The 21254-nt window shown below is 63.8% G+C and carries 18 protein-coding genes and 1 pseudogene; 8 read left to right on the forward strand and 11 right to left on the reverse strand.

Features of this window, described 5'->3' with window-relative positions:
* A partial coding sequence (locus tag F6X61_RS25195; RefSeq protein WP_153789038.1) for a retention module-containing protein occupies nucleotides 1-1962 on the reverse strand: 1962 nt, incomplete at its 3' end.
* Nucleotides 1963-2447: 485 nt separating this feature from the next.
* On the opposite strand from F6X61_RS25195, the gene F6X61_RS25200 reads away from it, so the two are divergent.
* The 3 genes from F6X61_RS25200 (at nucleotide 2448) to F6X61_RS25210 (ending at nucleotide 7517) form a co-directional block, all read left to right on the forward strand.
* Complete coding sequence (locus F6X61_RS25200; RefSeq protein WP_153789039.1) at nucleotides 2448-3821, forward strand: TolC family outer membrane protein; 1374 nt, start codon at nucleotides 2448-2450, stop codon at nucleotides 3819-3821.
* Between the two features lie 61 nt (nucleotides 3822-3882).
* Entirely contained in the window at nucleotides 3883-6018 is a 2136-nt protein-coding gene (locus tag F6X61_RS25205; protein WP_153789055.1) for a type I secretion system permease/ATPase, read from the forward strand.
* A 143-nt stretch (nucleotides 6019-6161) separates the two neighbouring features.
* Nucleotides 6162-7517, forward strand: coding sequence for an HlyD family type I secretion periplasmic adaptor subunit (locus F6X61_RS25210; RefSeq protein WP_153789040.1), 1356 nt, complete (start codon nucleotides 6162-6164; stop codon nucleotides 7515-7517).
* Nucleotides 7518-7640: 123 nt separating this feature from the next.
* On the opposite strand, the gene F6X61_RS25215 is transcribed toward F6X61_RS25210, so the two are convergent.
* The 4 genes and pseudogenes from F6X61_RS25215 to F6X61_RS25225 form a co-directional block, all read right to left on the reverse strand.
* Complete coding sequence (locus F6X61_RS25215; protein ID WP_153789041.1) at nucleotides 7641-8249, reverse strand: tRNA-uridine aminocarboxypropyltransferase; 609 nt, start codon at nucleotides 8247-8249, stop codon at nucleotides 7641-7643.
* Between the two features lie 152 nt (nucleotides 8250-8401).
* Nucleotides 8402-9430: a methyl-accepting chemotaxis protein gene (locus tag F6X61_RS25220; protein WP_371923760.1), complete on the reverse strand. Its 1029-nt coding sequence runs from the start codon at nucleotides 9428-9430 to the stop codon at nucleotides 8402-8404.
* 234 nt (nucleotides 9431-9664) lie between these two features.
* Nucleotides 9665-10009 (reverse strand): annotated as a pseudogene (locus tag F6X61_RS27725) (PAS domain-containing protein); the annotation flags it as partial.
* Between the two features lie 98 nt (nucleotides 10010-10107).
* On the reverse strand, nucleotides 10108-11001 hold the full coding sequence (locus F6X61_RS25225) for a LysR family transcriptional regulator (protein ID WP_110996362.1): 894 nt from the start codon (nucleotides 10999-11001) through the stop codon (nucleotides 10108-10110).
* Between the two features lie 225 nt (nucleotides 11002-11226).
* Here F6X61_RS25225 and speB point away from each other — a divergent pair, with 225 nt between their 5' ends.
* Together speB and F6X61_RS25235 are read left to right on the forward strand one after the other, a co-directional pair.
* Nucleotides 11227-12177: an agmatinase gene (gene speB, locus F6X61_RS25230; RefSeq protein ID WP_110996363.1), complete on the forward strand. Its 951-nt coding sequence runs from the start codon at nucleotides 11227-11229 to the stop codon at nucleotides 12175-12177.
* 213 nt (nucleotides 12178-12390) lie between these two features.
* Nucleotides 12391-13770, forward strand: a complete 1380-nt coding sequence (locus F6X61_RS25235) for a sodium:solute symporter (protein ID WP_153789043.1) — start codon at nucleotides 12391-12393, stop codon at nucleotides 13768-13770.
* 121 nt (nucleotides 13771-13891) lie between these two features.
* Here the strand turns inward: F6X61_RS25235 and F6X61_RS27375 are convergent, their stop codons facing one another.
* Complete coding sequence (locus tag F6X61_RS27375; protein ID WP_256206021.1) at nucleotides 13892-14020, reverse strand: PA1414 family protein; 129 nt, start codon at nucleotides 14018-14020, stop codon at nucleotides 13892-13894.
* A gap of 125 nt (nucleotides 14021-14145) precedes the next feature.
* Nucleotides 14146-15039, reverse strand: a complete 894-nt coding sequence (locus F6X61_RS25240) for a LysR family transcriptional regulator (protein WP_153789044.1) — start codon at nucleotides 15037-15039, stop codon at nucleotides 14146-14148.
* 107 nt (nucleotides 15040-15146) lie between these two features.
* Between F6X61_RS25240 and F6X61_RS25245 the strand changes: the two genes are divergently transcribed.
* Nucleotides 15147-16313, forward strand: coding sequence for an MFS transporter (locus F6X61_RS25245; protein ID WP_153789045.1), 1167 nt, complete (start codon nucleotides 15147-15149; stop codon nucleotides 16311-16313).
* A gap of 16 nt (nucleotides 16314-16329) precedes the next feature.
* Here F6X61_RS25245 and F6X61_RS25250 read toward each other — a convergent pair whose 3' ends face one another.
* Nucleotides 16330-17256 (reverse strand): DMT family transporter, encoded by a 927-nt coding sequence (locus F6X61_RS25250; protein WP_153789046.1) that lies wholly within the window; start codon nucleotides 17254-17256, stop codon nucleotides 16330-16332.
* Between the two features lie 282 nt (nucleotides 17257-17538).
* On the opposite strand from F6X61_RS25250, the gene F6X61_RS25255 reads away from it, so the two are divergent.
* Complete coding sequence (locus tag F6X61_RS25255; protein WP_153789056.1) at nucleotides 17539-17808, forward strand: hypothetical protein; 270 nt, start codon at nucleotides 17539-17541, stop codon at nucleotides 17806-17808.
* Between the two features lie 12 nt (nucleotides 17809-17820).
* Here the strand turns inward: F6X61_RS25255 and F6X61_RS25260 are convergent, their stop codons facing one another.
* The 3 genes from F6X61_RS25260 to F6X61_RS25270 form a co-directional block, all read right to left on the reverse strand.
* Nucleotides 17821-18063, reverse strand: a complete 243-nt coding sequence (locus tag F6X61_RS25260; protein ID WP_153789047.1) for a BrnA antitoxin family protein — start codon at nucleotides 18061-18063, stop codon at nucleotides 17821-17823.
* Nucleotides 18038-18319, reverse strand: a complete 282-nt coding sequence (locus tag F6X61_RS25265; protein ID WP_153789057.1) for a BrnT family toxin — start codon at nucleotides 18317-18319, stop codon at nucleotides 18038-18040. Before F6X61_RS25265 ends, F6X61_RS25260 begins: the two co-directional genes overlap by 26 nt.
* Before the next feature lie 186 nt (nucleotides 18320-18505).
* On the reverse strand, nucleotides 18506-19828 hold the full coding sequence (locus F6X61_RS25270) for a DEAD/DEAH box helicase (protein WP_153789048.1): 1323 nt from the start codon (nucleotides 19826-19828) through the stop codon (nucleotides 18506-18508).
* A 145-nt stretch (nucleotides 19829-19973) separates the two neighbouring features.
* Here F6X61_RS25270 and F6X61_RS25275 point away from each other — a divergent pair, with 145 nt between their 5' ends.
* Complete coding sequence (locus tag F6X61_RS25275) at nucleotides 19974-21248, forward strand: mechanosensitive ion channel family protein (RefSeq protein WP_153789049.1); 1275 nt, start codon at nucleotides 19974-19976, stop codon at nucleotides 21246-21248.
* Nucleotides 21249-21254 lie beyond the last annotated feature (6 nt).

Here is a 21254-nt window from a genome sequence, read left to right on the forward strand (position 1 = left end):
CTGGTTGGGGTTGGCGTGGTAGGTGGCGTTGCCCTGGGCATCCAGGGTCAGGTAGCCGTATTGGCCGTAGATCGGGTCGCCTAGATGACCGTGTGCAGAACTCGACGTATCGTCGCCTGCTCGTACCCCGACCACATACTGACCATCACCGCGCACATCGGCGCCTTTGACGTCGTTGGCCAGCACGTTGCCGCTGATGCTGTCGCCCTCGCTGACATGGGCGAAGTCGGCATTGGCCTTGGGCACATCGTCGACGATGCTGATCACGATGGTGCTGGTGGTGGTGTTGCCCAGCGAATCCTTCACCTGGTAGGTGAAGCTTTCGGTGATCACATTCGGGCCATCGTTGACGTGGTTCGGCGAGTTGGGCGCCGAGGTGAGGGTGTAGGTGTAGCTGCCATCGGTGTTCAGCAGGATCTGGCCGTATTGGCCGGCAGCATTGCCGACCAGGGTGAAGGTCAATGCACCGACACCACCGGTGACTGCATTGGCCAGCGAACCGGACGCGGTTTCGGCGCTGGAGTGCGGGTCGCTCCCCACTACGTTGCCACCAGCCAGGTCATTGCCGTCCTTGGTCAGATCCAGGGCTTTCTCGTAGACCGTCACTTCGCTGTCTGCGCCAGCGACCAGCTTGCTGTCCAGTACCTTGACCGAGATGGTCGTGGTGCTCTCGTCGCCATCGGCATCACGGATGGTGTAGACAAAAGTGTCTGTCGCCCATGACGGCAGGTCCTGGTTGGGGTTGGCGTGGTAGGTGGCGTTGCCCTCGGCATCCAGGGTCAGGTAGCCGTATTGGCCGTAGATCGGGTCACCTAGATTACCGTGCGCAGCACTCGACGTATCGTCGCCTGCTCGCACCCCGACCACATACTGGCCGTCAGCGCGCACATCGGCGCCTTTGACGTCGTTGCCCAGCACATTGTCGCTGATGATGCCGCCCTCGGTGACATGGGCGAAGTCGGCATTGGCCTTGGGCACATCGTCGACGATGTTCACATCAAGGCTGCCGCTGGCATGGCTACCGTTGCTGTCGGTGACGCTGACCGGGAAGTGTTCCATCAGGCTGTTGGTGCCATCGCCGTTGGGATGGCTTTCATTACTCTGCAGCGTGTAGCTGTAGCTGACCACGCCCGTGGCCGGGTTGTAGCCGATGATGGTGAGGATATTGCCAAGGCCGGTGACGATGGACTGCCCCACACCGGTCACCACACCGGCGGTAACCACGTTGATGCCGCCGACACTGAGGTTGTATACCCCATCCGGCGCCACCACGTTGAAACTGCCGTTTTGCGTCAATGCCGCCGGGTTGTCCGCGCTGCCCTGGGGCAGGTTGGCTTCGTTCACGGTCAGCTCACCCGGCTCGACCTCCAGGCCCTTGAGGGTGACCGGGTGATCCGGCGGGCTGGCTGGAGGTGGCGCAAGCGGATTCAATGCCCCACTGTCGTTGCCGTCGATGTCCCGCTCGCCCAGGTAAAGATTGGCCAGCTCGGGGATACCGTTGAAACCTGCCGTCGGGAAACCGATGGTCGGGGCGACTCGCGCAGCCACCTCGGACAACATCACGAAACTGTGCCCGCCACCCAACGCGCCTGCCACACCACCGGGGTTACCACCCGCCGCAGTGGCCTCGGCTTCCTCGGTCGGGTCGGCACCCGCAGCGATGGCCTTCTGCAAGCGCTCGACATCACTGAGCTGCGCCTCGCTCGGTTGCAGGTCGGGGGTCTGCACATGGGGCGCGTGATTGGCCAACAGCTCCGGGGTCATCTGCAGGCTGCTGTCGCGGCCCAGTGTGAGTTCGGCACCGTTCTGCAGGCGCACTGCCACGGCACTGGCATCCCCCGTTTCGAGCTGCTCACCGGCAAACAGGCGGTCGCCTTCCACCAGCAACCGACGGTGGCCGTCGTCCCCCACCGCGAAAACCTGGCCAACCACTTTGCTGACCACGCCGACTAATCTGGCCATGAATGCACGCCTCCCCTGCCGATGGGCTTTTCGCAGATCAAGGCATGCCGGGTAACTCGTGCAACGTTCCGTATGGGCTGTTTGCCGGACCGTTACTGTCACATATGCGGGAATCACCCTCCATGTGACTACTGCTGCGATAGCGGTGATAGGCAATGGCCATTAATCAATGCCAATTTATTGTCGCCAAATTCCGCTTTCGCCGTCCTCCCCGTACTGCTTATCCGCAAAAAATCTAGAACTTTCTGCAAAGCCCGAAAACCGCCTATCCCAGCCAGTTCGCCGAGCCACCTGGATAAAACAATGTCGTGGTTTCTTTAGACCGCATAAGTTTTTTTTCGCATATACCTTATGAGAAATTCTTCTTAGTTCGCGCGTTAAATGTTCTTAGCTCTGTTGTTACAAACCTGAAACGGTTTGATTCTAATATTTCGTCATTTTATTGGCGATCGCAGGACTTTTTAGAGACCAGGGAGAAGTACCCCATGCGCACGTTAACCCCCCTCACCAGTGCGATTCTATTGGCCATGGTTTGTGCCAATTCTCAGGCGATGTCCATCACCGAAGCCGTGCAGAGTGCCGTGGACCAGCATCCCCAGATCAGCGCCAGCCGTAACAGCCGGCTGTCGGCCGACGAGGATGTGAAGTTCGCCCGCGGGGGTTACTACCCAACCGTCGACCTGGTGGGCGGCTATGGCCGCCAGCGCTCGGACAACACCAATACCCGCGGTTTCAACCCGGACGGTACGCGCAACCACAACAAGGAAACCCTCAGCTACACCCAGTCCGAACTGCGCCTGCGGCAGATGCTGTTCGACGGTTTCAACACCGCCAACGAGGTCGGCCGCACCGAAGCGGTGGCCAACTCCCGTGCCTACTACACCCAGGCCACCGCCGAGACCGTGGCGTTGCGCGCCATCGAGGTCTACCTCGAAGTGCTCAAGCGCCGCGAGCTGGTGACCCTGGCCAAGAACAACCTGCAGGCCCACCTGCGGGTCAATGACCAGATCGGCCTGCGCAGCGAGCGTGGTGTGGGCAGCAATGCCGACCTCGACCAGTCCAGCGCCCGTCGCGCCCTGGCCGAAAACAACCTCGACACCGCCGAAGTCGATCTGGCAGACGCCGAAACCAACTTCTACAGCGTGGTCGGGCGCGTGCCCGACGAGCTGGAAACGCCGGTCACGATCAAGGGCGAAATGCCAGGCACCCTGCAGGATGCCCGCCAGGGCATGCTCGAGAACAACCCCTACCTCAAGTCGGCACAGGCGGACGTCAAGTCTGCCGAGCAACAGTACGAAGTGGCCAAGTCGCCCTTCTATCCGCGCCTGGACGCGGTACTGGCCACCGGCGCCAACAACAACATCGCAGGCCAGAAGGGCCACGACAACAACGACTGGCAGGCTGGCGTCGAGCTCAGCTACAACCTCTTCCGCGGGGGCAGTGACAAGGCCCGCCTGCAATCCGATGCCCACAAGATCAACCAGGCCATGGACATCCGCAACAACGCACTGCGCGAGCTCAACGAAAACCTCGGGCTGGCCTGGAACGCCATGAACAACGCGCGCAAGCAGACCCCCACCGCACGTGAGTACGCCGAAACCACCCAGCGCGTGCGCGCCGCCTACCAGGACCAGTTCGGCCTCGGCCAACGTACCCTGCTCGATCTGCTCGACAGCGAAAACGAGCTGTACAACGCCAACCGCCGCTACACCGAGGTGCGTTACACCGAGGAGTTCTCGATGTACCGGGTACTGGCGACCATGGGTGAGCTGCTGGGCAAACAACGCATCTCGCTGCCGCCGGAGGCCATCGCCAAGAGCGAAGTGCGTAACGAGGTCAGGCTGCCCGACATGCGCTAAGCAACAAACACACAGGGATCTTTTGCGTCCACCGCGGCAGGAGTAGGCCATCGTGACCAGCATGCAAAGCACCCAACCGCGCCTGGATGTGGATGATCCGTTGCTCGATGGCTTGCTGATCCTGTGCAAGCTGCATGGCTGCCCGGCCAGCCGCGCCAGCCTGTGCAGCGGCCTGCCGCTGGCCGAGCAGCGCCTGGGGTTGGCGCTGCTGCCGCGCGCCGCCGCCCGTGCCGGGTTACAGGCGCGGGTGCTGCAGCGCACGCTGGACGCCATCTCGCCACTCAACTTGCCCGTGCTGTTGATCCTCAACGATGGCCGCAGCGCCGTGCTGCAACGTTGGGGGGACGACGGCCGGGCGTTGCTGCTGCCGTGCGAAGCCGAAGGCGGTGAACAATGGGTCGCGCGCGAGGCACTGGCCGAAGCCTACAGCGGCCAGGCGCTGTTCGCCCGCCCCCGACACACCCTGGAGGACGTCCGTGCTCCGCTGATTCCGAGGGTCAACGCCTGGTTCCGCGACACCTTGCGCCATTCCCGCTGGTTGTACGGCGACGCACTGCTGGCGAGCCTGCTGATCAACCTGCTGGGGCTGATGGTGCCGCTGTTCGTCATGCAGACCTACGACCGCGTGGTCCCCAACCAGGCGCTGTCGACCTTGTGGGTACTGGTCGCCGGCCTGTTCATCGGCACCGCCTTCGAGCTGGTGCTGCGCATGGTCCGTGCCCACCTGCTGGACCAGGCCGGCAAGAAGACCGACCTGATCCTGTCCGCCACCTTGTTCGAACGCATCACCGGCATGAGCATGAAAGCCCGCCCGGCCACCATCGGTGGTTTCGCCCAGAGCATCCACGATTTCCAGGGCCTGCGCGAATTCCTCACCGCCGTGACGCTGACCAGCATCATCGACCTGCCCTTCGTCGCGCTGATGCTGGTGGTGATCGGCCTGCTGGGCGGCTGGCTGGTGCTGATCCCGCTGATCGCCTTCCCGGTGGCCATGGGCCTGGCGCTGTTGATCCAGGTACGCCTGCGCGACACCGTGCAAAAGAGCCTGAGCCTTGGCGCCGTGCGCCAGGCCCTGTTGATCGAAACCCTCGGCGGCCTGGAAACCCTCAAGGCCTGCGGCGCCGAAAGCGAGCGCCAGTACCAGTGGGAGCACACCAACGGCGCCATCACCCGCCTCGACGCCCACGCCCGCAATCTGTCGTCACTGGCCACCAACGGTACGCTGTTCATCCAGCAGTTCTGCGGCATGGCCACCATAGTCGCCGGCGTGTACAGCATCATCGCCGGCAACCTCAGCGTTGGCGCCCTGGTTGCCAGCTACATGCTGGGCAGTCGCGTGCTTGCCCCGCTGGGCCAGATTGCCGGGTTGATCACCCGCTACCAGCAGGCGCAATTGACCATGCAAAGCACCGATGCGCTGATGAGCCTGCCGCAGGAACGCCAGGCGGACCGTTTGGCGCTCGAACACACCACGCTGCACGGCGGCGTGAGCATCAGCCACGTCACCTTCCGCTACCCGGGCCAGGCTGCCCCAGCCCTCAACGACGTGAGTTTCACCCTCAAGGCGGGCGAACGCATCGGCATCATTGGCCGCAGCGGCTCGGGCAAGAGCACTCTGGCGCGGCTGCTGATGGGCTTCCATCACCCCGACGAGGGCCAGGTACTGCTGGACAACCTCGACCTGCGCCAACTGGACATTGCCGACCTGCGCAACCAGGTCGGCTACGTCGCCCATGATCTGCCGCTGCTGGCCGGCAGCCTGCGCGACAACCTTACCCTCGGTGCGCGGCATGTCAGCGATGCGCGCATGCTCGAAGTGGCCGAGCTGACCGGCGTCAGTGACCTGGCCCGACAGCACCCGCAAGGTTTCGAGCGCCCGGTGGGCGAGCGCGGCCAACTGCTCTCCGGTGGCCAGCGCCAGGCCGTGCTGCTGGCCCGGGCTCTATTGCTGGAACCACCGATCCTGATCCTCGACGAACCCACCAGCCACATGGACAACAGCAGTGAGGAACAACTACGCCAGCGCCTGGCGAACTGGGTACCAGGCAAGACACTGCTATTGGTCACGCACCGCACCTCGATGCTCAGCCTGGTGGACCGGCTGCTGGTGCTGGACAACGGCAAGATCGTCGCCGACGGGCCGAAGGATGCGGTGATTGATGCGCTGCGCAAGGGGCGTATCGGTTCGGCTTTGTAAGCAGCCCTGGAACCTCATGGGAGCGGCGGTGCGCCGATGCGACTTGCCCCGCGATGAGGCCAGACTTGAGCAGTGCATTGACGCAAGTGACGCAATCGCGGGGCAAGCCCGCTCCCACGACCAACTCGCTGGCGAGGTAGCCCATGTCCATTTTCCACAGCGTACGCAGCTACCTCCAAGGCACCGAACGGCACGCTGAACGCGATTACCTGCCAGAGCTCGCCGGCGCCACCTTGCAGGATTCACCCAGCCTGTCGCGCCTGACCGTGTGGCTGGCCGCCATCCTGCTGCTGGTGGCCCTGGTCTGGGCCAACTTCGCCGTGCTCGACGAGGTCACGGTCGGCGAAGGCAAGGCCATCCCGTCGAGCAAGGTGCAGGTGGTGCAGAACCTCGAAGGCGGTATCGTCACCGAGCTCTTCGTGCGTGAAGGCCAGATGGTCGACAAGGGCGCCACCCTGCTGCGCCTGGACGACACCCGGTTCAAGTCGAACAAGGGCGAAAGCGAAGCCGACCGCTACGCCCTTACCGCCCAGGTCGAGCGCTTGTCGGCTGAAGCCGAGGGCCGCCCGTTCGTGCTGTCGCAGGACGTGCGCGACAAAGCCCCGCAAGTGGCCGAGGACGAAGCGGCCCTGTACGACTCGCGCCAGCGTCGCCTGGCCAGCGAGAAACAGACCCTCAACGAACAACTGCGGCAGAAGACCCAGGAGCTCGCCGAATTCCGCTCCAAGGTCGAGCAATACCGCTCGGCGCTGGGCCTGTTGCAACAGGAACTGGACATGTCGGCGCCGCTGGTCAGCAAGGGCGCCATCTCACCGGTGGAAATCCTGCGCCTCAAGCAGCGCACCGTCGAAGCCCGCGGCCAGCTCAATGCCACCAGCCTGGCGATCCCCCGCGCCGAAGCGGCCGTGGCCGAGATCCGCAGCAAGATCCAGGAGTCCGACGCCACCTTCCGCTCCGAGGCGGCCAAGGAGCTCAACGACAAACGCACTGAGCTGTCGAAGATCACAGCCACCAGCATCGCCATTGACGACCGGGTCAACCGCACCACCGTGGTGTCGCCGGTGCACGGCATCGTCAAGCTGCTCAAGGTCAACACCATCGGCGGCGTGGTACAGCCCGGCAGCGATCTGGTGGAGATCGTGCCGATCGAGGACAACCTGCTGATCGAGGCCAAGGTAAGGCCACAGGATGTGGCGTTCCTGCACCCGGGGCAGACGGCGATGGTCAAGTTCAGTGCCTATGACTACACCATCTACGGCGGGCTCAAGGCCAAGCTGGAGCTGATCGGTGCGGACACCGTCACCGATGACAAGGGCAACGCGTTCTACCTGATCCAGGTACGCACCGACAAGAACCACCTGGGCGGGGATAACAAGCCGTTGCTGATCATCCCGGGGATGGTGGCCACGGTGGATATCATCACCGGGCAGAAGAGCGTGCTCGACTACCTGTTGAAGCCGGTCTTGAAGGCACGGACGGAAGCGTTGCGCGAACGCTGATCGAAACGTGCGACCTACATGGGTGTGGGATCAGCCAGCAAGCCATCGATTGGGGACTGTAGATTGATGATCCTGACATTGAAGACCTGCTCGATGCGGCGCCATCGAGGCATCAATCTCTAACTAGTCTGATCCCGTGTTGTGATTACGCTCGAATGTCTCCAGCCCCATCGCCCTGATCTGCCCCTCGATCAGGGCCTCGAAAGGCCGTAACACTGGATCGAACCGGCCCGCCCCCTCCAGCACATTCAACGCCTGGACCACCGCCTCGATGGTCGACAACGCGCCCGGTTCCGGCGCCTTGCGCAGCCGATAGCGAGAGGGCGTCACATCACCGAGCGTCACCCGCGGCAGCCTGTCCAGCAGTGGGTTCAGGTAGAGCATTTTGCGCGCCTTGCGCCAGGTACCGTCGGGGACGATCAACAGCAGCGGCAGCTCGTCGATGCCTGCGCCATAGCTGCACAGAACCTCGGCAGCGTCGCCGGGGAACAGCAGCACCGGCCGATACCCCGGTGTAGCCAGCAACGCTTCGAGGTCATCGAATACCTCGTCCACCCGCAGCTCGGCATTGATCAGCCCGAGGGCTGCCAGGCGCGCGGTATTGAGCGCATGCGACGTTTCGCTGGGGTGCTGCAGCACGACCACGCGGGTACGGCTGGCGAGACTGGGGATCAGCGGGCAAAGGCAATGGGCGAGCGGGCGCTGGCAACGATCGCAGTGGGGTCTGGGCATGGCGGGCTCCTTGAGGGCGCGCAGTTTGCCACAGGTTGGTTGTGTGACTACGGGCCAATCGCGGGGCAAGCCCGCTCCCACGAGTGGCTGCCCCGCGATTGGATGCCCTCGTGGGAGCGGACTTGCCCCGCGATTGGCCCGACAGCCAGTCACTACCGGTTGAACCGCTCCGCCAAACTGTGCAGGTACTCCGCCATGCGCTCCAGGTCCTGGCTGATCTCGGCCCCCTGCCTGGCTTGCCCGGCACTTTCATCGCATAGCTGGGCAATGCGCACGATCTGCTGGTTGATGTCTTCGGCCACGTGGCTCTGCTGCTCGGACGCCGTGGCCATCTGCTGGCTCATGCCGGTGATGCGGCTGACCGCCTGGGCGATGCCGGACAACGCTTCCTGCACCGCCTCGACACTGTGCACGCTGTCGCTGGAGATCTGCTGGCCGCGGCTGGCGCTGGCCACCGCACGGTCGGCACCCGTGCGCAGTCCGGCGATGATGTGGTGGATCTCCTCGGTGGAGGCACGGGTACGCTGGGCCAGTGAGCGGACCTCATCGGCGACCACGGCAAACCCCCTGCCCTGTTCACCGGCACGGGCGGCTTCGATCGCGGCGTTGAGCGCCAGCAGGTTGGTCTGTTCGGCAATCGAGGTGATCACGTCCACCACGCTGCCGATTGATTGGGTCTGCTCGGCCAGGGCGTTGACCGCCTGGCCGATATCGCTCACCGCCTCGCTCATGCTGCCCATCGCGCGCAGGCTCTGCTGGGCCAGGTCGCTGCCCTGCTGGGCCAGCTGGTCGGCGTCGCTGGCGGCATGGGCAGTGCTCTGCACGTTATGGGTGACCTGCTGGATGGTCGCCGCCATCTGCGCGATGGCAGTGGCCGACTGGTCGGTTTCGCTGCGCTGGCGGTCGAGCATCTGCGCCTGGGCGTCGGACAGGTCGGCGGACTGCGCGGCCCGTGACTTGACCCCGACCCCGGCGTCCACCAGGCGGGTCAGCGCGGTCTGCAGACGTGCCTCTTCACTGAGGATCGCCAGGTCGAGCTGGCCCTGCAGGCCGGGGTTGTCGCTGTAGGTCAGGGCCACCAGCGGGCTGGTGAACGCTTTGGGATGCTCCTGCAAGGTGCGGCGGATGGCCTGGTTCTGCCGGTGCTCGACCAGGTACCAGGCCGCCAGCAGGCTGACCATCAGCACCCCCAGTGCGGCGTACTGGGGCAACCACAGATAGCCGGCGGCCGATATCAGCCCGGCACCGATCAACGGCCAGCCGTGGCCGATGCCATGGCCCAGGCGCGCGGCCAGCGCCACCGGCGAGCGACCGGCGCGCAGGCGCGCGTAGAGCGCTTCGGCACGGCGGATCTGCTCGCGGGTGGGCACCGAACGCACCGACTCGTAGCCGCTGATGCGGCCGTTCTCGTACACCGCCGTGACATAGGCGCTAACCCAGTAGAAATCGCCGTTCTTGGCGCGGTTCTTGACCACCCCCATCCAGGGTTTGCCTTGCTTGATGGTGTCCCACATATGGCCGAAGACTGCCGGCGGCATGTCCGGGTGACGCACCAGATTGTGCGTCTGGCCGACGAGTTCGTCGTAGGTGAAACCGCTGATGGCCACGAATGCGTCGTTGCAGTAGGTGATGCGGCTGTTGAGGTCGGTGGTGGAAATCAGCCGCTGGTGGTTGGGAAAGGTTCTTTCGTGTTCGGTGACGGGCAAATTCATGCGCATCGTTGGCGATCCCTTGCTTATCCAGATGAGTGGGAAATTCATCAAAGCAAGTAGATATTTAGCAGAAGGCCATCACGTCAGTGGTCAAGTTTTGCAGGAATTTTTACCTACCTGACGGAATGAGCTGAAAACGACATTGTTCAGCCAACGTTGAGCTGGCTCTTGAGCAGGTCGCGGAACGTCTGGATCAAGGGTTCCCGGCTGCGGCCGCGGCGGATGATCAACGAGAACGGCGCCTGGTAACCGAAGGTGGCCGGCGACAATACCCGCAAGTCGCCCTTGTCGACCCAGGCCTGGGCGTAGTGCTCGGGCAGGTAGCCGATGTAGGCGCCGGAGAGAATCAGAATCAGCTGCGCCTCCATGCTCTCCACCGTCGCCGCACTGTGCTTGAAGCCGTGGCGGGCCAACTCGGCCTGACTCCAGTAACCGCGCCCGACCATACGCTGCTGGGTGATCACCGGCTCCGGGATGCGCCGCTCGGCGAACAGCGAGTGGCGACTGCTGCAGTACAGCCAGTGCTGCTCGCGGTACAGCGGCTGATACACCAGGCCGCTCATACGCGAAGAAAAGGCGCCGATGGCCAGGTCCAGGCGGTTGTCCTGCACGCCCAGCTGCAATTCGTAAGGGCTGGAAACCGACAGGTGCAGGTGCACCCCTGGGTGCTCCTGGCTGTAGGCACCGATGGCCTCGGCCAGCGGCAAGGCGCGATCACCCACCGTGGAGTCGATCACCCCGAGGTTGAGGGTGCCGCGCAGCTCGCCCTTGAGCGCCGCCGCGTACTGCTCGAAACCATCCAGTTCGCCGAGCAGGCGCAGGGTCTCCTGATGGAACAGCTCGCCCTTGCTGGTCAGGCTGAAACCACCACGGCCACGGTGGCAGAGGACGATACCCAGGGCGCCCTCCAACTGGCTCATGTAGGTGCTAATGGCCGACGTCGACAGGTTGAGGTCGCGCTGGGCGTTGGCGAACCCCTGGTGGCGCACCACGCTGGCGAAGATGCGCAGCAGTTTCAGGTCGGGCAGCGATGAGGCCATGGGGCGAGGGTTCCGCGGGCTGGAAATCGTCAGAGTCTAACGCGCCTTCAGGCGGATAGTTCAGAAATTCCTGAAGTAAGTATTTGTCGGTAGCGATTCTTCCGAAGCACTACCTTGCGCAGACTGCGGCGAAATGTCCCTGCCCGCCGCCCCCATCGTTGTTCGAGGCGCGCGGCGGCACAGGTTCGAACAAACATAACAATCGACCGACTGATGAGGCCCACCGTGGACAAGACTCTCCACCAACCACTGGGCGGCAACGAAATGCCGCGTTTCGGCGGCATCGCCACCATGCTGCGCCTGCCCCACCTGCAAAGCGCCCAAGGTCTGGACGCCGCCTTCATCGGCGTGCCACTGGACATCGGTACCTCGCTGCGCTCGGGCACCCGCTTCGGCCCACGGCAGATCCGCGCCGAGTCGGTGATGATCCGCCCGTACAACATGGCCACCGGCGCCGCCCCATTCGACTCGCTGTCGGTAGCCGACATCGGTGACGTGGCGATCAACACCTTCAACCTGCTCGACGCCGTGCGCATCATCGAAGAAGCCTACGACGAGATCGTCGAGCACAATGTCATCCCGCTGACCCTGGGCGGCGACCACACCATCACCCTGCCGATCCTGCGCGCGCTTCACAAGAAGCACGGCAAGATCGGCCTGGTGCACATCGACGCCCACGCCGACGTCAACGACCACATGTTCGGCGAGAAGATCGCCCACGGCACCACCTTCCGCCGCGCCGTGGAGGAAGGCCTGCTCGACTGCGACCGCGTGGTGCAGATCGGCCTGCGTGCCCAGGGCTACACCGCCGACGACTTCAACTGGAGCCGTCGCCAAGGCTTCCGCGTAGTCCAGGCCGAAGAGTGCTGGCACAAGTCGCTGGAACCGCTGATGGCCGAAGTGCGTGAGAAAGTCGGTGGTGGCCCGGTCTACCTGTCCTTCGACATCGACGGCATCGACCCGGCCTGGGCACCGGGTACCGGCACGCCGGAAATCGGCGGCTTGACCACCATCCAGGCGATGGAGATCATCCGCGGCTGCCACGGCCTGGACCTGATCGGCTGTGACCTGGTCGAAGTCTCCCCACCTTATGACACCACCGGCAACACCTCGCTGCTGGGCGCCAACCTGTTGTTCGAAATGCTCTGCGTGCTGCCAGGGGTGGTACGCCGCTGATTGGTATGAAGGCTTGTGGGAGCGGGCTCGCCCCGCGATAGCAATCGCGGGGCAAGCCCGCTCCCACAACAACCCGTCGAGCCATAGAAACACCCCGGCAGGAGCCATCCGGGAGGGCCATTGAGGCCCGCCGACACAAGACAGGACCGCCGGGCGCCGTGAGAAGCGACGGCGGTCGATCTCGCCATAATAAAGATAATCGGGAGACCCCCAATGGCCTTGGACATCATCGTTGTACTGATCTATGCCGTCGGCATGCTCGGCCTCGGCTACTACGGCATGCGCCGTGCGAAAACCCACGAAGACTACCTGGTGGCCGGACGCAACCTGGGCCCGACCCTGTACATGGGCACCATGGCCACCACCGTGCTGGGCGGCGCCTCCACCGTCGGCACCGTGCGCCTGGGTTATGTCCACGGCATCTCTGGCTTCTGGCTGTGCGCAGCCTTGGGCCTGGGCATCATCGCCCTGAACCTGTTCCTCGCCAAACCCCTGCTGCGCCTGAAGATCTTTACCGTCACCCAAGTGCTGGAGCGTCGCTACAACCCAATGGCGCGCCAGGCCAGTGCGGTCATCATGCTGGCCTATGCGCTGATGATCGGCGTGACCTCGACCCTGGCCATGGGCACCGTGCTGCAGGTATTGCTCGACGTGCCGTTCTGGCTGGCGCTGCTGTTCGGCGGCGGCGTGGTAGTGGTGTACTCGACCATTGGCGGCATGTGGTCGCTGACCCTGACCGACATCGTCCAGTTCGTGATCAAGACCGTGGGCCTGATGTTCATCCTGCTGCCGGTGTGCCTGTACAAGGCCGGCGGCTGGGACGTGCTGGTGGCCAAGTTGCCGGCGGCCAGCTTCAGCTGGACCACCATCGGCTGGGACACCATCATCACCTACTTCCTGATCTACTTCTTCGGCATCCTGATCGGCCAGGACATCTGGCAGCGGGTGTTCACCGCCCGTGACGAGAAAGTCTGCCAGCGCGCCGGTACCACCGCTGGTGTCTACTGCGTGCTGTACGGCCTGGCCTGCGCCTTGATCGGCATGGCCGCCCATGTGCTGATGCCAGACCTGGCCAACCCGAACAACGCCTTTGCCGAAATGATCAAGGGCCAGTTGCCTGAAGGTATCCGTGGCCTGCTGATGGCCGCTGCCCTGGCCGCGATGATGTCCACCGCCAGTGCCGGCCTGCTGGCCGCCTCGACCACCCTGACCGAAGACCTGCTGCCCAAGCTGCGCGGCGGCAAGCAGTCGAGCCTGGGCGTCAACCGCCTGTTCACCCTGCTGACCGGCCTGGTGGTACTGGGCATCGCCCTGGCGGTGAACGATGTAATCAGCGCCCTGACCCTGGCCTACAACCTGCTGGTGGGCGGCATGCTGATCCCGCTGATCGGCGCGATCTTCTGGAAGCGCGCGACCACCGCCGGGGCCATCGCCAGCATGTCGCTGGGCTTTGTCACCGCGCTGTTCTTCATGTTCAAGGATGGTCTGGAGGCCAACACGCCGATCTACTACAGCCTGGCGATCGGCCTGGTGAGCTTCGTGGTGGTCAGCCTGGCGTCGCGCAAGCCGGCTGCGGCAGTCAACCTGGCCTGACGCCAACCCCGCTCCCACATCAGACCTTGTGGGAGCGGGCTTGCCCCGCAATTAGCTGCACCCTCAATGCAAAAGGCCGCCGCATCTTGTCGATGCGGCGGCCTTTTGCATTGAGGGTGTATCAGCGACGACGCGGCTGGCGCTTGCGCTGTTCTTCGTCGGTAGGGATCGGCACCGGCTGTAGGGGTGGCGGGAGCAAGCCCAGGGCGACGGCCAGGTCGTGGAGCCAGTTGTACATGCGTTCGTTCATAATGCCCCCTTGACGGGTTCAGCCTCACGGTCAATCAATCCTGCGATGCGTCATACAGATCATAGTCCGATGTCCTGTATTGCGCATGCCTCTGTTCTTACAGATATGGGCGATTTTGACCCGGATCAAGCGCAGGCGACAGCTTCCGACGGTCGGTCAATCGTTTCGCTTTGTTGCAGTTCGATCCACGCCTGCAGATTGGCCCCACGCATGCCCTGGCGCCACATCAACCAGGTGACCGCCTGATCGAATGGTGTTTGCAAGCGATGGGCACGCACCCGGTCACGCCCCGGCAGGCTGTCGAGCATCGATTGCGCCATCAGCGCCACCCCGGCGCCGGCGATCACACAGGCCAGCATGCTCTGGTACGACTCGATCTCCATCACCCGCCCCATGGGCGTGTGGGCATGGGCGTACCAGGCCTCCAGGCGCATACGGTAGGAGCACCCTTGGCGGAAGGTGAACACTGCCCTGCCCGCCACATCCTGGGCGCTGCTGACCGGTGGATGCTCGGGGCTGGTGATCAGTACCAGCTCTTCCTCACACAAGGGCACGCCATCCAGCCCAGCCAGGCTTGGCGGCCCATCCACCAGCGCGGCATCGAGTCGATGGCTGAGCAGCCCCTCGAGCAAGTCGCCGCTGGGGCCTGCCTGGACCTGCAGGTTCACTGCCGGATAGGCCTGGTGATAGCGCGCCAACAGCGCCGGCAAGTGGATCGCCGCCGTGCTGTACATGGTACCCAGCACAAAATCACCGGCCGGCTGCCCGCCTTGCACGGCGGCCATCGCTTCGTCACGCAGGGCCGACAGGCGGTTGGCGTAATCCAGCAGTACCTTACCCGCAGGCGACAGTTGCAGGCGCTGGCGCTCACGCAGGAACAGCTCCACGCCCAGTTGCTCCTCGAGTTGGCGCAGGCGCGTCGACAGGTTTGACGGTACACGGTGCAGGCGCTCGGCAGCGCGGGTGATCGAACCTTCCTCGGCTACGGCCAGGAAGATACGCAGTTGGCTGAACTCCATAGCATTCTCCAGAACAGAACAACTTGATCATCATTATTCAATTTTATTGAAAGTCAATCCACCCTACCCTGCCATCCATCGCAACCCTTCGAGCAGGAGACGCCTTCATGTCGCCCTTTGTGCAACTGCTGGCCAGCGCCGTGGCCTTGATGATGGCCATGGGCATTGGCCGTTTCGCCCTCACCCCGCAACTGCCCCGGCTTATCGCCGAGGGCCAGTTTGACCTGACGGCAGGTGGCCTGGTCGCTGCCGCCAACTACCTTGGCTACTTCCTCGGGGCGGTGGACGGCATGTTCGCCCGCCAGCCGGCCCAAGTGCGTCTGCGCCTGCACGGCGGCCTATGGCTCTGCGTGTTGCTCACCCTCGCCTCGGCGGCCGCCGACGGTTTCTGGAGCCACCTGCTGCTGCGCTTCGGCACGGGCGTGGCCAGTGCCTGGGTACTGGTGATGATCACCAGCCTCAGCCAGCAACTGGCCAACGCCCATGGCCGTCAGCGCCTCGGTGCCCTGGTGTTCGCTGGGCCCGGCGTGGGGATCGCCGTCACCGGCGTGCTGGCACTGGGCGCGCACCTGCTGGGGCTCGGCTCGGCGGCGCTGTGGCTGATCTACGCTATGGCGGCGCTGGTGATGCTGCTGGCCGTGCTGCGGTGGTTGCCACGGACCCAGGAGCCGGCGCCAGTCGCCAGCAACAGTGGCCCAACACAGGGTAACGGCATCGGCCGCCTGGGCCTGGTGTATGGGCTGTACGGCATCGGCTACATCTTGCCAGCCACCTTCCTGTCACAGATGGCCAACCAGCAGTTCCAAGGGCAGTGGATGGCCGATCTGTTCTGGCCGGCATTCGGTCTGTCGGCGGCGCTGGGCGTGGTGCTTGTCAGCCTGCGCCGCTCGGGACGCACCTCGGCTTGGCTGACCGCCACGCTCTGGCTGCAAGGTCTGGGTGTGCTGGCTTGCCTGCAAGGCGGCGGCATCGGGCTGGGCCTGGGGGTAGTGCTCTGCGGTGGGCCGTTCCTGGCTTGCATGCAACTGGTGATGCAGCGCTCGCGGGAACTTGCGCCCCATGCCACCCAGCGCAATGCCGGGCTGCTGACCGCGTGCTTTGCCCTGGGGCAGTTGAGCGGGCCGCTGCTGGCAGCCTTGAGCAGCCACTTCAGTGGTGGCCTGCAACCGGCGCTGGTGATGGCGGCTGCGGGGCTGGGGCTGGCCGGGGTACTGGTGCTGACAGGGGCCGTGCCACTACCTGCGTCATGCACCGGCCTGCGCCGGGCGGGCTGAGCCTGGCGCTCGTCTGCTATCCCACGATCCTGCGCAATTGCCGCCGCACCCAAGCCTCGGCACTGACCATGATCACCCCCACCAGCACCAGCACCGCGCCGAGCACGAAGTTCAGGCTCAGCGGTTCGTCCAGCAGCACCACGCCAAAGGTCACCCCGAACAGCGGCGTGATGAAGGAGAACACCGCCAGGTTCGAAGCCAGGTACTTGCGCAGCAACCAGAACCAGGTCAGATAGCTGACGAACGACACCACGATGCCCTGGAACAGCACGCTGCCAACCGCCAGCGGGGTCAGCGCGAAATCGGCGATCTGCCCGCTCACCAGGGCCATCAGCAGCAGCCCGGCGAAACCCACCGCCAGTTGGTAGAACAGCGTCAAGGTCGCCGGCGCCTCGGACAGCCGCGAACAGCGCACAACCACTGTGGTCGCGCCCCAGGCCAAGCCGCCCAGGATAGCCAGGGCGTCACCCAACAACATGCGCCCATCGAGCTGCTCGAACGAGACGCCTCCGGCGAATGCCAGGGCGATGCCCGCAAACGCCAGCAGGATACCCAGCCACTGCAACAGGCGCAGCCGCTCGCTGGGCATCATGATATGCAGCCCCAGGGCGGTGAAGATCGGCGCGGTATAAAGGAATACCGACATGTGCGCCGCCGAGGTCAGCTTCAGCCCCTCGGCGATGAACAGGAACTCCAGCCCGAACAGCGCACCGGCCAGCACCCCGGCACGCCAGGTGATACCCACCTGGCCCCAGCCGCCTTTGAAGCAGACCAGCAGCCCTACCAGCACGGCGGCGATGCCGTTACGGAACGCCGCCTGCATCACCGGGGCAATGTCGACGGCAGCGGATTTGATCAGCACCTGCTGGCAGCCCCAGATCAGGCACAGCCCCAGCATCACCTGCAGGGCAAAGGCGTCGGGGTTCTTGCGGACCTCGCTCATAAGCGGGCCGCCTTGATTGCTACAGACATGATCGAGGGCTCGGCAGTGGCAGACGAACGGCGATTATCAGCCGTTCAGCCTGCCACTTGCCAGCCTCAAAACGACCTCAGGCGATCCGTGCACTTGCCGAGACCTGGTCGAAGGCGTTCTCGTCCGGCGCATCCTCCTGCCGGTCAAGGACTTGTCGCGGATGGCCGCAACCCGGGATGCCGTTGTCGATCAGGCTGAACTTTCAAATTGCCCCGCCTCTCACACGTAGCAGGATCACCAGAGGCCAAGATGATGAAAACCCTCTACCGCGCCGCAATGTTTGCCAGCCTGGCGTGTGCCTTGCCCGCCTGGGCCTGCACGCCGGAAGAAGCCACGCATAAACGCGAGGAACTCGCCGGGCTGGTTGCCCGGCTGACCGAGCAGAATCCGCAGAAAGCCAAGGAAATCAATGACGAACTGCAAGGCATGGAGCTCGGGACGGCAAGCAAGGACTTGCCGGACAAATGCCAACTGATCGACAAGCGGATCAAGGAATTGAAGGAAGCCGAGAAAAAAACCTGAGCAGCGCCCGTCTCAGCGGCGCTGCTGGGCCAGCATGTATTGACGCAGCAACTGGTTGATTCGCGTCTGGTAGCCACTGCCTTGGTCCTTGAACCAGGCCAGCACGTCAGCGTCGAGGCGAATGGTCACGGTTTGCTTGGCAGGTAACCGAAGCTCAGCCTGGCGGAAGAAATCGTCGTCCAGTTCGGGGATATCCGAGGTGTCTATCGGCCCGCGACCGGAGTGTTCATCACTGTTTCTGGATGGTTTCGACATAGCGTATTTCCTCGCGTCGGGTAGCTCTTCTGGCAGAGATGACTCGGATCACATCCCCTTGCCGCTCGGTGTAGGCGACCACGCTGACCCAGGCGTTGATCCAGCCCATGCTGATCCAACGTGGTTCTATGTAGTCGAAGCGATCATCCTTGAGCACCAGCATCGGGTGCCGGAACATGTCAGGCACTTCGTTGAAATCGATACCGTGCTTGCGGATGTTCAGCTGGTTCTTTTCCTCGTCCCATTCAAACCGCATGGGGCTTTCGTATTTACAGTTGTACATACGCTACTCCTGCCAGCGAAAACATGCCAGAGGGAGTTTGGAAGCCAGGCAGCAAAATGCCTGGACCAAAGAGCAGTTTGGGAAATGGGCTACGCACGCTTGGGGAAAGCGCGAAATCACCCGCCACCCTTGCGGTGGCGGGCTTGAACCGAAAAGCGCTTACTCGGCTGCTGGCTTGCGCTTCTTCAGCGGTGCCATGCCATCGGAACTGGCCAATGGTGCATTGGCCTTGGGCTTGGCGGTCGGTTTGCGCTTGGCGGTGCCCTTCTTGTCACCGGCCTTTTTCTCGGTCTTTTTCTTCTTGGTGCCAGCTGCCTTGCCCGAGGCCTTGACCTTCTTCGGCCCGCTGTAGGTGCCCTTGACCTCCTTGATGACACGGCGCTCGAACTGCTGCTTGAGGTAGCGTTCGACGCTCGACATCAGGTTCCAGTCGTTGTGGGTGATCAGCGAGATCGCCAGGCCTTCGCCACCGGCACGGCCGGTACGGCCGATACGGTGCACGTACTCGTCGCCGCTGCGTGGCATGTCGAAGTTGATCACCAGGTCCAGCCCGTCGATGTCCAGGCCGCGCGCCGCCACATCAGTGGCCACCAGCACCTTGGAGCCGCCTTCCTTGAAGCGGTCGATGGCCAGCTTGCGGTCCTTCTGGTCCTTGTCGCCGTGCAGCACGAAGGCTTTCACGTCCTTGGCCACCAGATGACCGTAGATACGGTCGGCCAGTACACGGGTATTGGTGAAGATGATCGCCTTCTGGTAGGTCTCGTTGGCCAGCAGCCACTGCACGATCTGCTCTTTGTGCTGGTCGTGGTCAGCGGTGATGATCTGCTGGCGGGTACCTTCGGCAAGCTGCGAGACACTGTTGAGCATCAGGTGTTCAGGGTCTTTGAGGACCTTGCCGATGATGTCGCGCAGGGCCGCGCCGCCGGTGGTGGCGGAGAACAGCAGGGTCTGCTTGCGGTTCTCGCACTCCTTGCACAGGCGCTCCATGTCTTCGGCGAAGCCCATGTCGAGCATGCGGTCGGCTTCGTCGAGGATCAGCACGTCCACATGGGACAGGTCGAGGTTGCCGGCATTGAGCTGCTCGAGCAGGCGGCCCGGGGTGCCGATCAGCACGTCCGGCACCTTGCGCAGCATCGCGGCCTGTTCCTTGAAGTCTTCACCGCCGGTGATCAGGCCCGACTTGATGTAGGTGAACTGGGAGAACAGCTTCACCTGCTTGAGGGTCTGCTGGGCCAGCTCGCGGGTCGGCAGCAGGATCAGCGCGCGGATTTCCACGCTCGGGCCGCTGCGGTCGACCAGGCGGTTGAGCAGTGGCAGGACGAATGCAGCGGTCTTGCCGCTGCCGGTCTGTGCCGTCACCCGCAGGTCACGCCCTTGCAGGGCCAGGGGAATGGCCGCTGCCTGCACCGGGGTCGGCTCGACAAATTTCAGCTCGGCCACGGCTTTGAGCAGGCGTTCGTGCAGGGCGAATTGGGAAAACACGGGGGTAACCTCGGGCAAGTGCGAAAAATTCAAGTTGCATAGGGTAACGTTTTCCGCCGCCAGAACCGAATTTCTTTTGGCAACTTTGCGCCGATCCACGCTCTAATGCCGCTTCGTACCGCAACACAGACCGGTTTCTACGCTTATGGACCTCCAACGATTCTGGCGCGATGCCCTCGACCTCTGGGGCACCCTCGACCAACACCCGCTGCTGCACGCCGCCCTCGGACTGGCCGTGCTGCTGCTCGTCTCGCTGCTGATCGGCCGCCTGGCGCGCTTCCTGATCCTGCACACCAGCCGCCTGCTGGGCCGCCAGCCGGCGCTCAAATGGCTGGACGACCTGCGCCACAACAAGGTGCTGCACCGCCTGGCCCAGACCACCCCATCGCTTGTGGTGCAGTTCGGCCTGAAGCTGGTGCCGGAACTTTCGGCCACCGCCCAGCATTTTTTCGGCAACCTCGCCCTGGCCATCACCCTGCTGTTCATGACCCGCGCGCTGTCGTGCCTGCTCGACGCGCTGCTGGACATCTATGCCCGCACCGAGCATGCCCGCACCCGCTCGATCAAGGGCTACATGCAGCTGGCCAAGATGATGCTGTGGATCTTCGCCGCCATCGTCATCGTCGCCACCCTGATCGACCGCTCGCCGCTGTTGCTGCTGTCGGGTCTGGGTGCCATGTCGGCGGTGCTGTTGTTGGTGTACAAGGACACCCTGCTGTCGTTCGTCGCCAGCGTGCAATTGACCAGCAACGACATGCTCCACGTCGGCGACTGGATCGAGATGCCCCAGGCCGGGGCCGACGGCGATGTGGTGGATATCACCCTGCACACGGTCAAAGTGCAGAACTTCGACAAGACCATCGTCTCCATCCCCACCTGGCGCCTGATGAGCGAGTCGTTCCGCAACTACCGCGGCATGCAGCAATCCGGCGGGCGGCGGATCAAACGCAGCCTGTTCATCGACGCCGCGGGCGTGCGCTTCCTGACCCAGGAAGAAGAACAGCGCCTGGGCCAGGTGCGCCTGCTCGGCGGCTACCTGGCCGGCAAGCGCCAGGAGCTGCGCGAATGGAACGAGGCCCAGGGCCACAACGCCGGGTTGTCGGCCAACCGCCGGCAGTTGACCAATATCGGTACCTTCCGCGCCTTTGCCCTGGCGTACCTGAAGAGCCACCCCAACGTGCACCCGAACATGACCTGCATGGTCCGCCAGATGCAGACCACCGCCGAGGGCGTGCCGCTGGAGATCTACTGCTTCACCACCACCACGGTATGGGCCGAGTACGAGCGCATCCAGGGCGACATCTTCGACTACCTGCTGGCGGTGTTGCCGGAGTTCGGCTTGAGCCTGTACCAGCAGCCCAGTGGCAATGACATGCGCGCGGGGCTTGCGACGCGAGTTGCGCGTCAGGAACCGGCCTGAAGCCAA

The organism is Pseudomonas sp. EMN2, assembly GCF_009650555.1.
Taxonomy (GTDB): Bacteria; Pseudomonadota; Gammaproteobacteria; order Pseudomonadales; family Pseudomonadaceae; genus Aquipseudomonas; species Aquipseudomonas sichuanensis.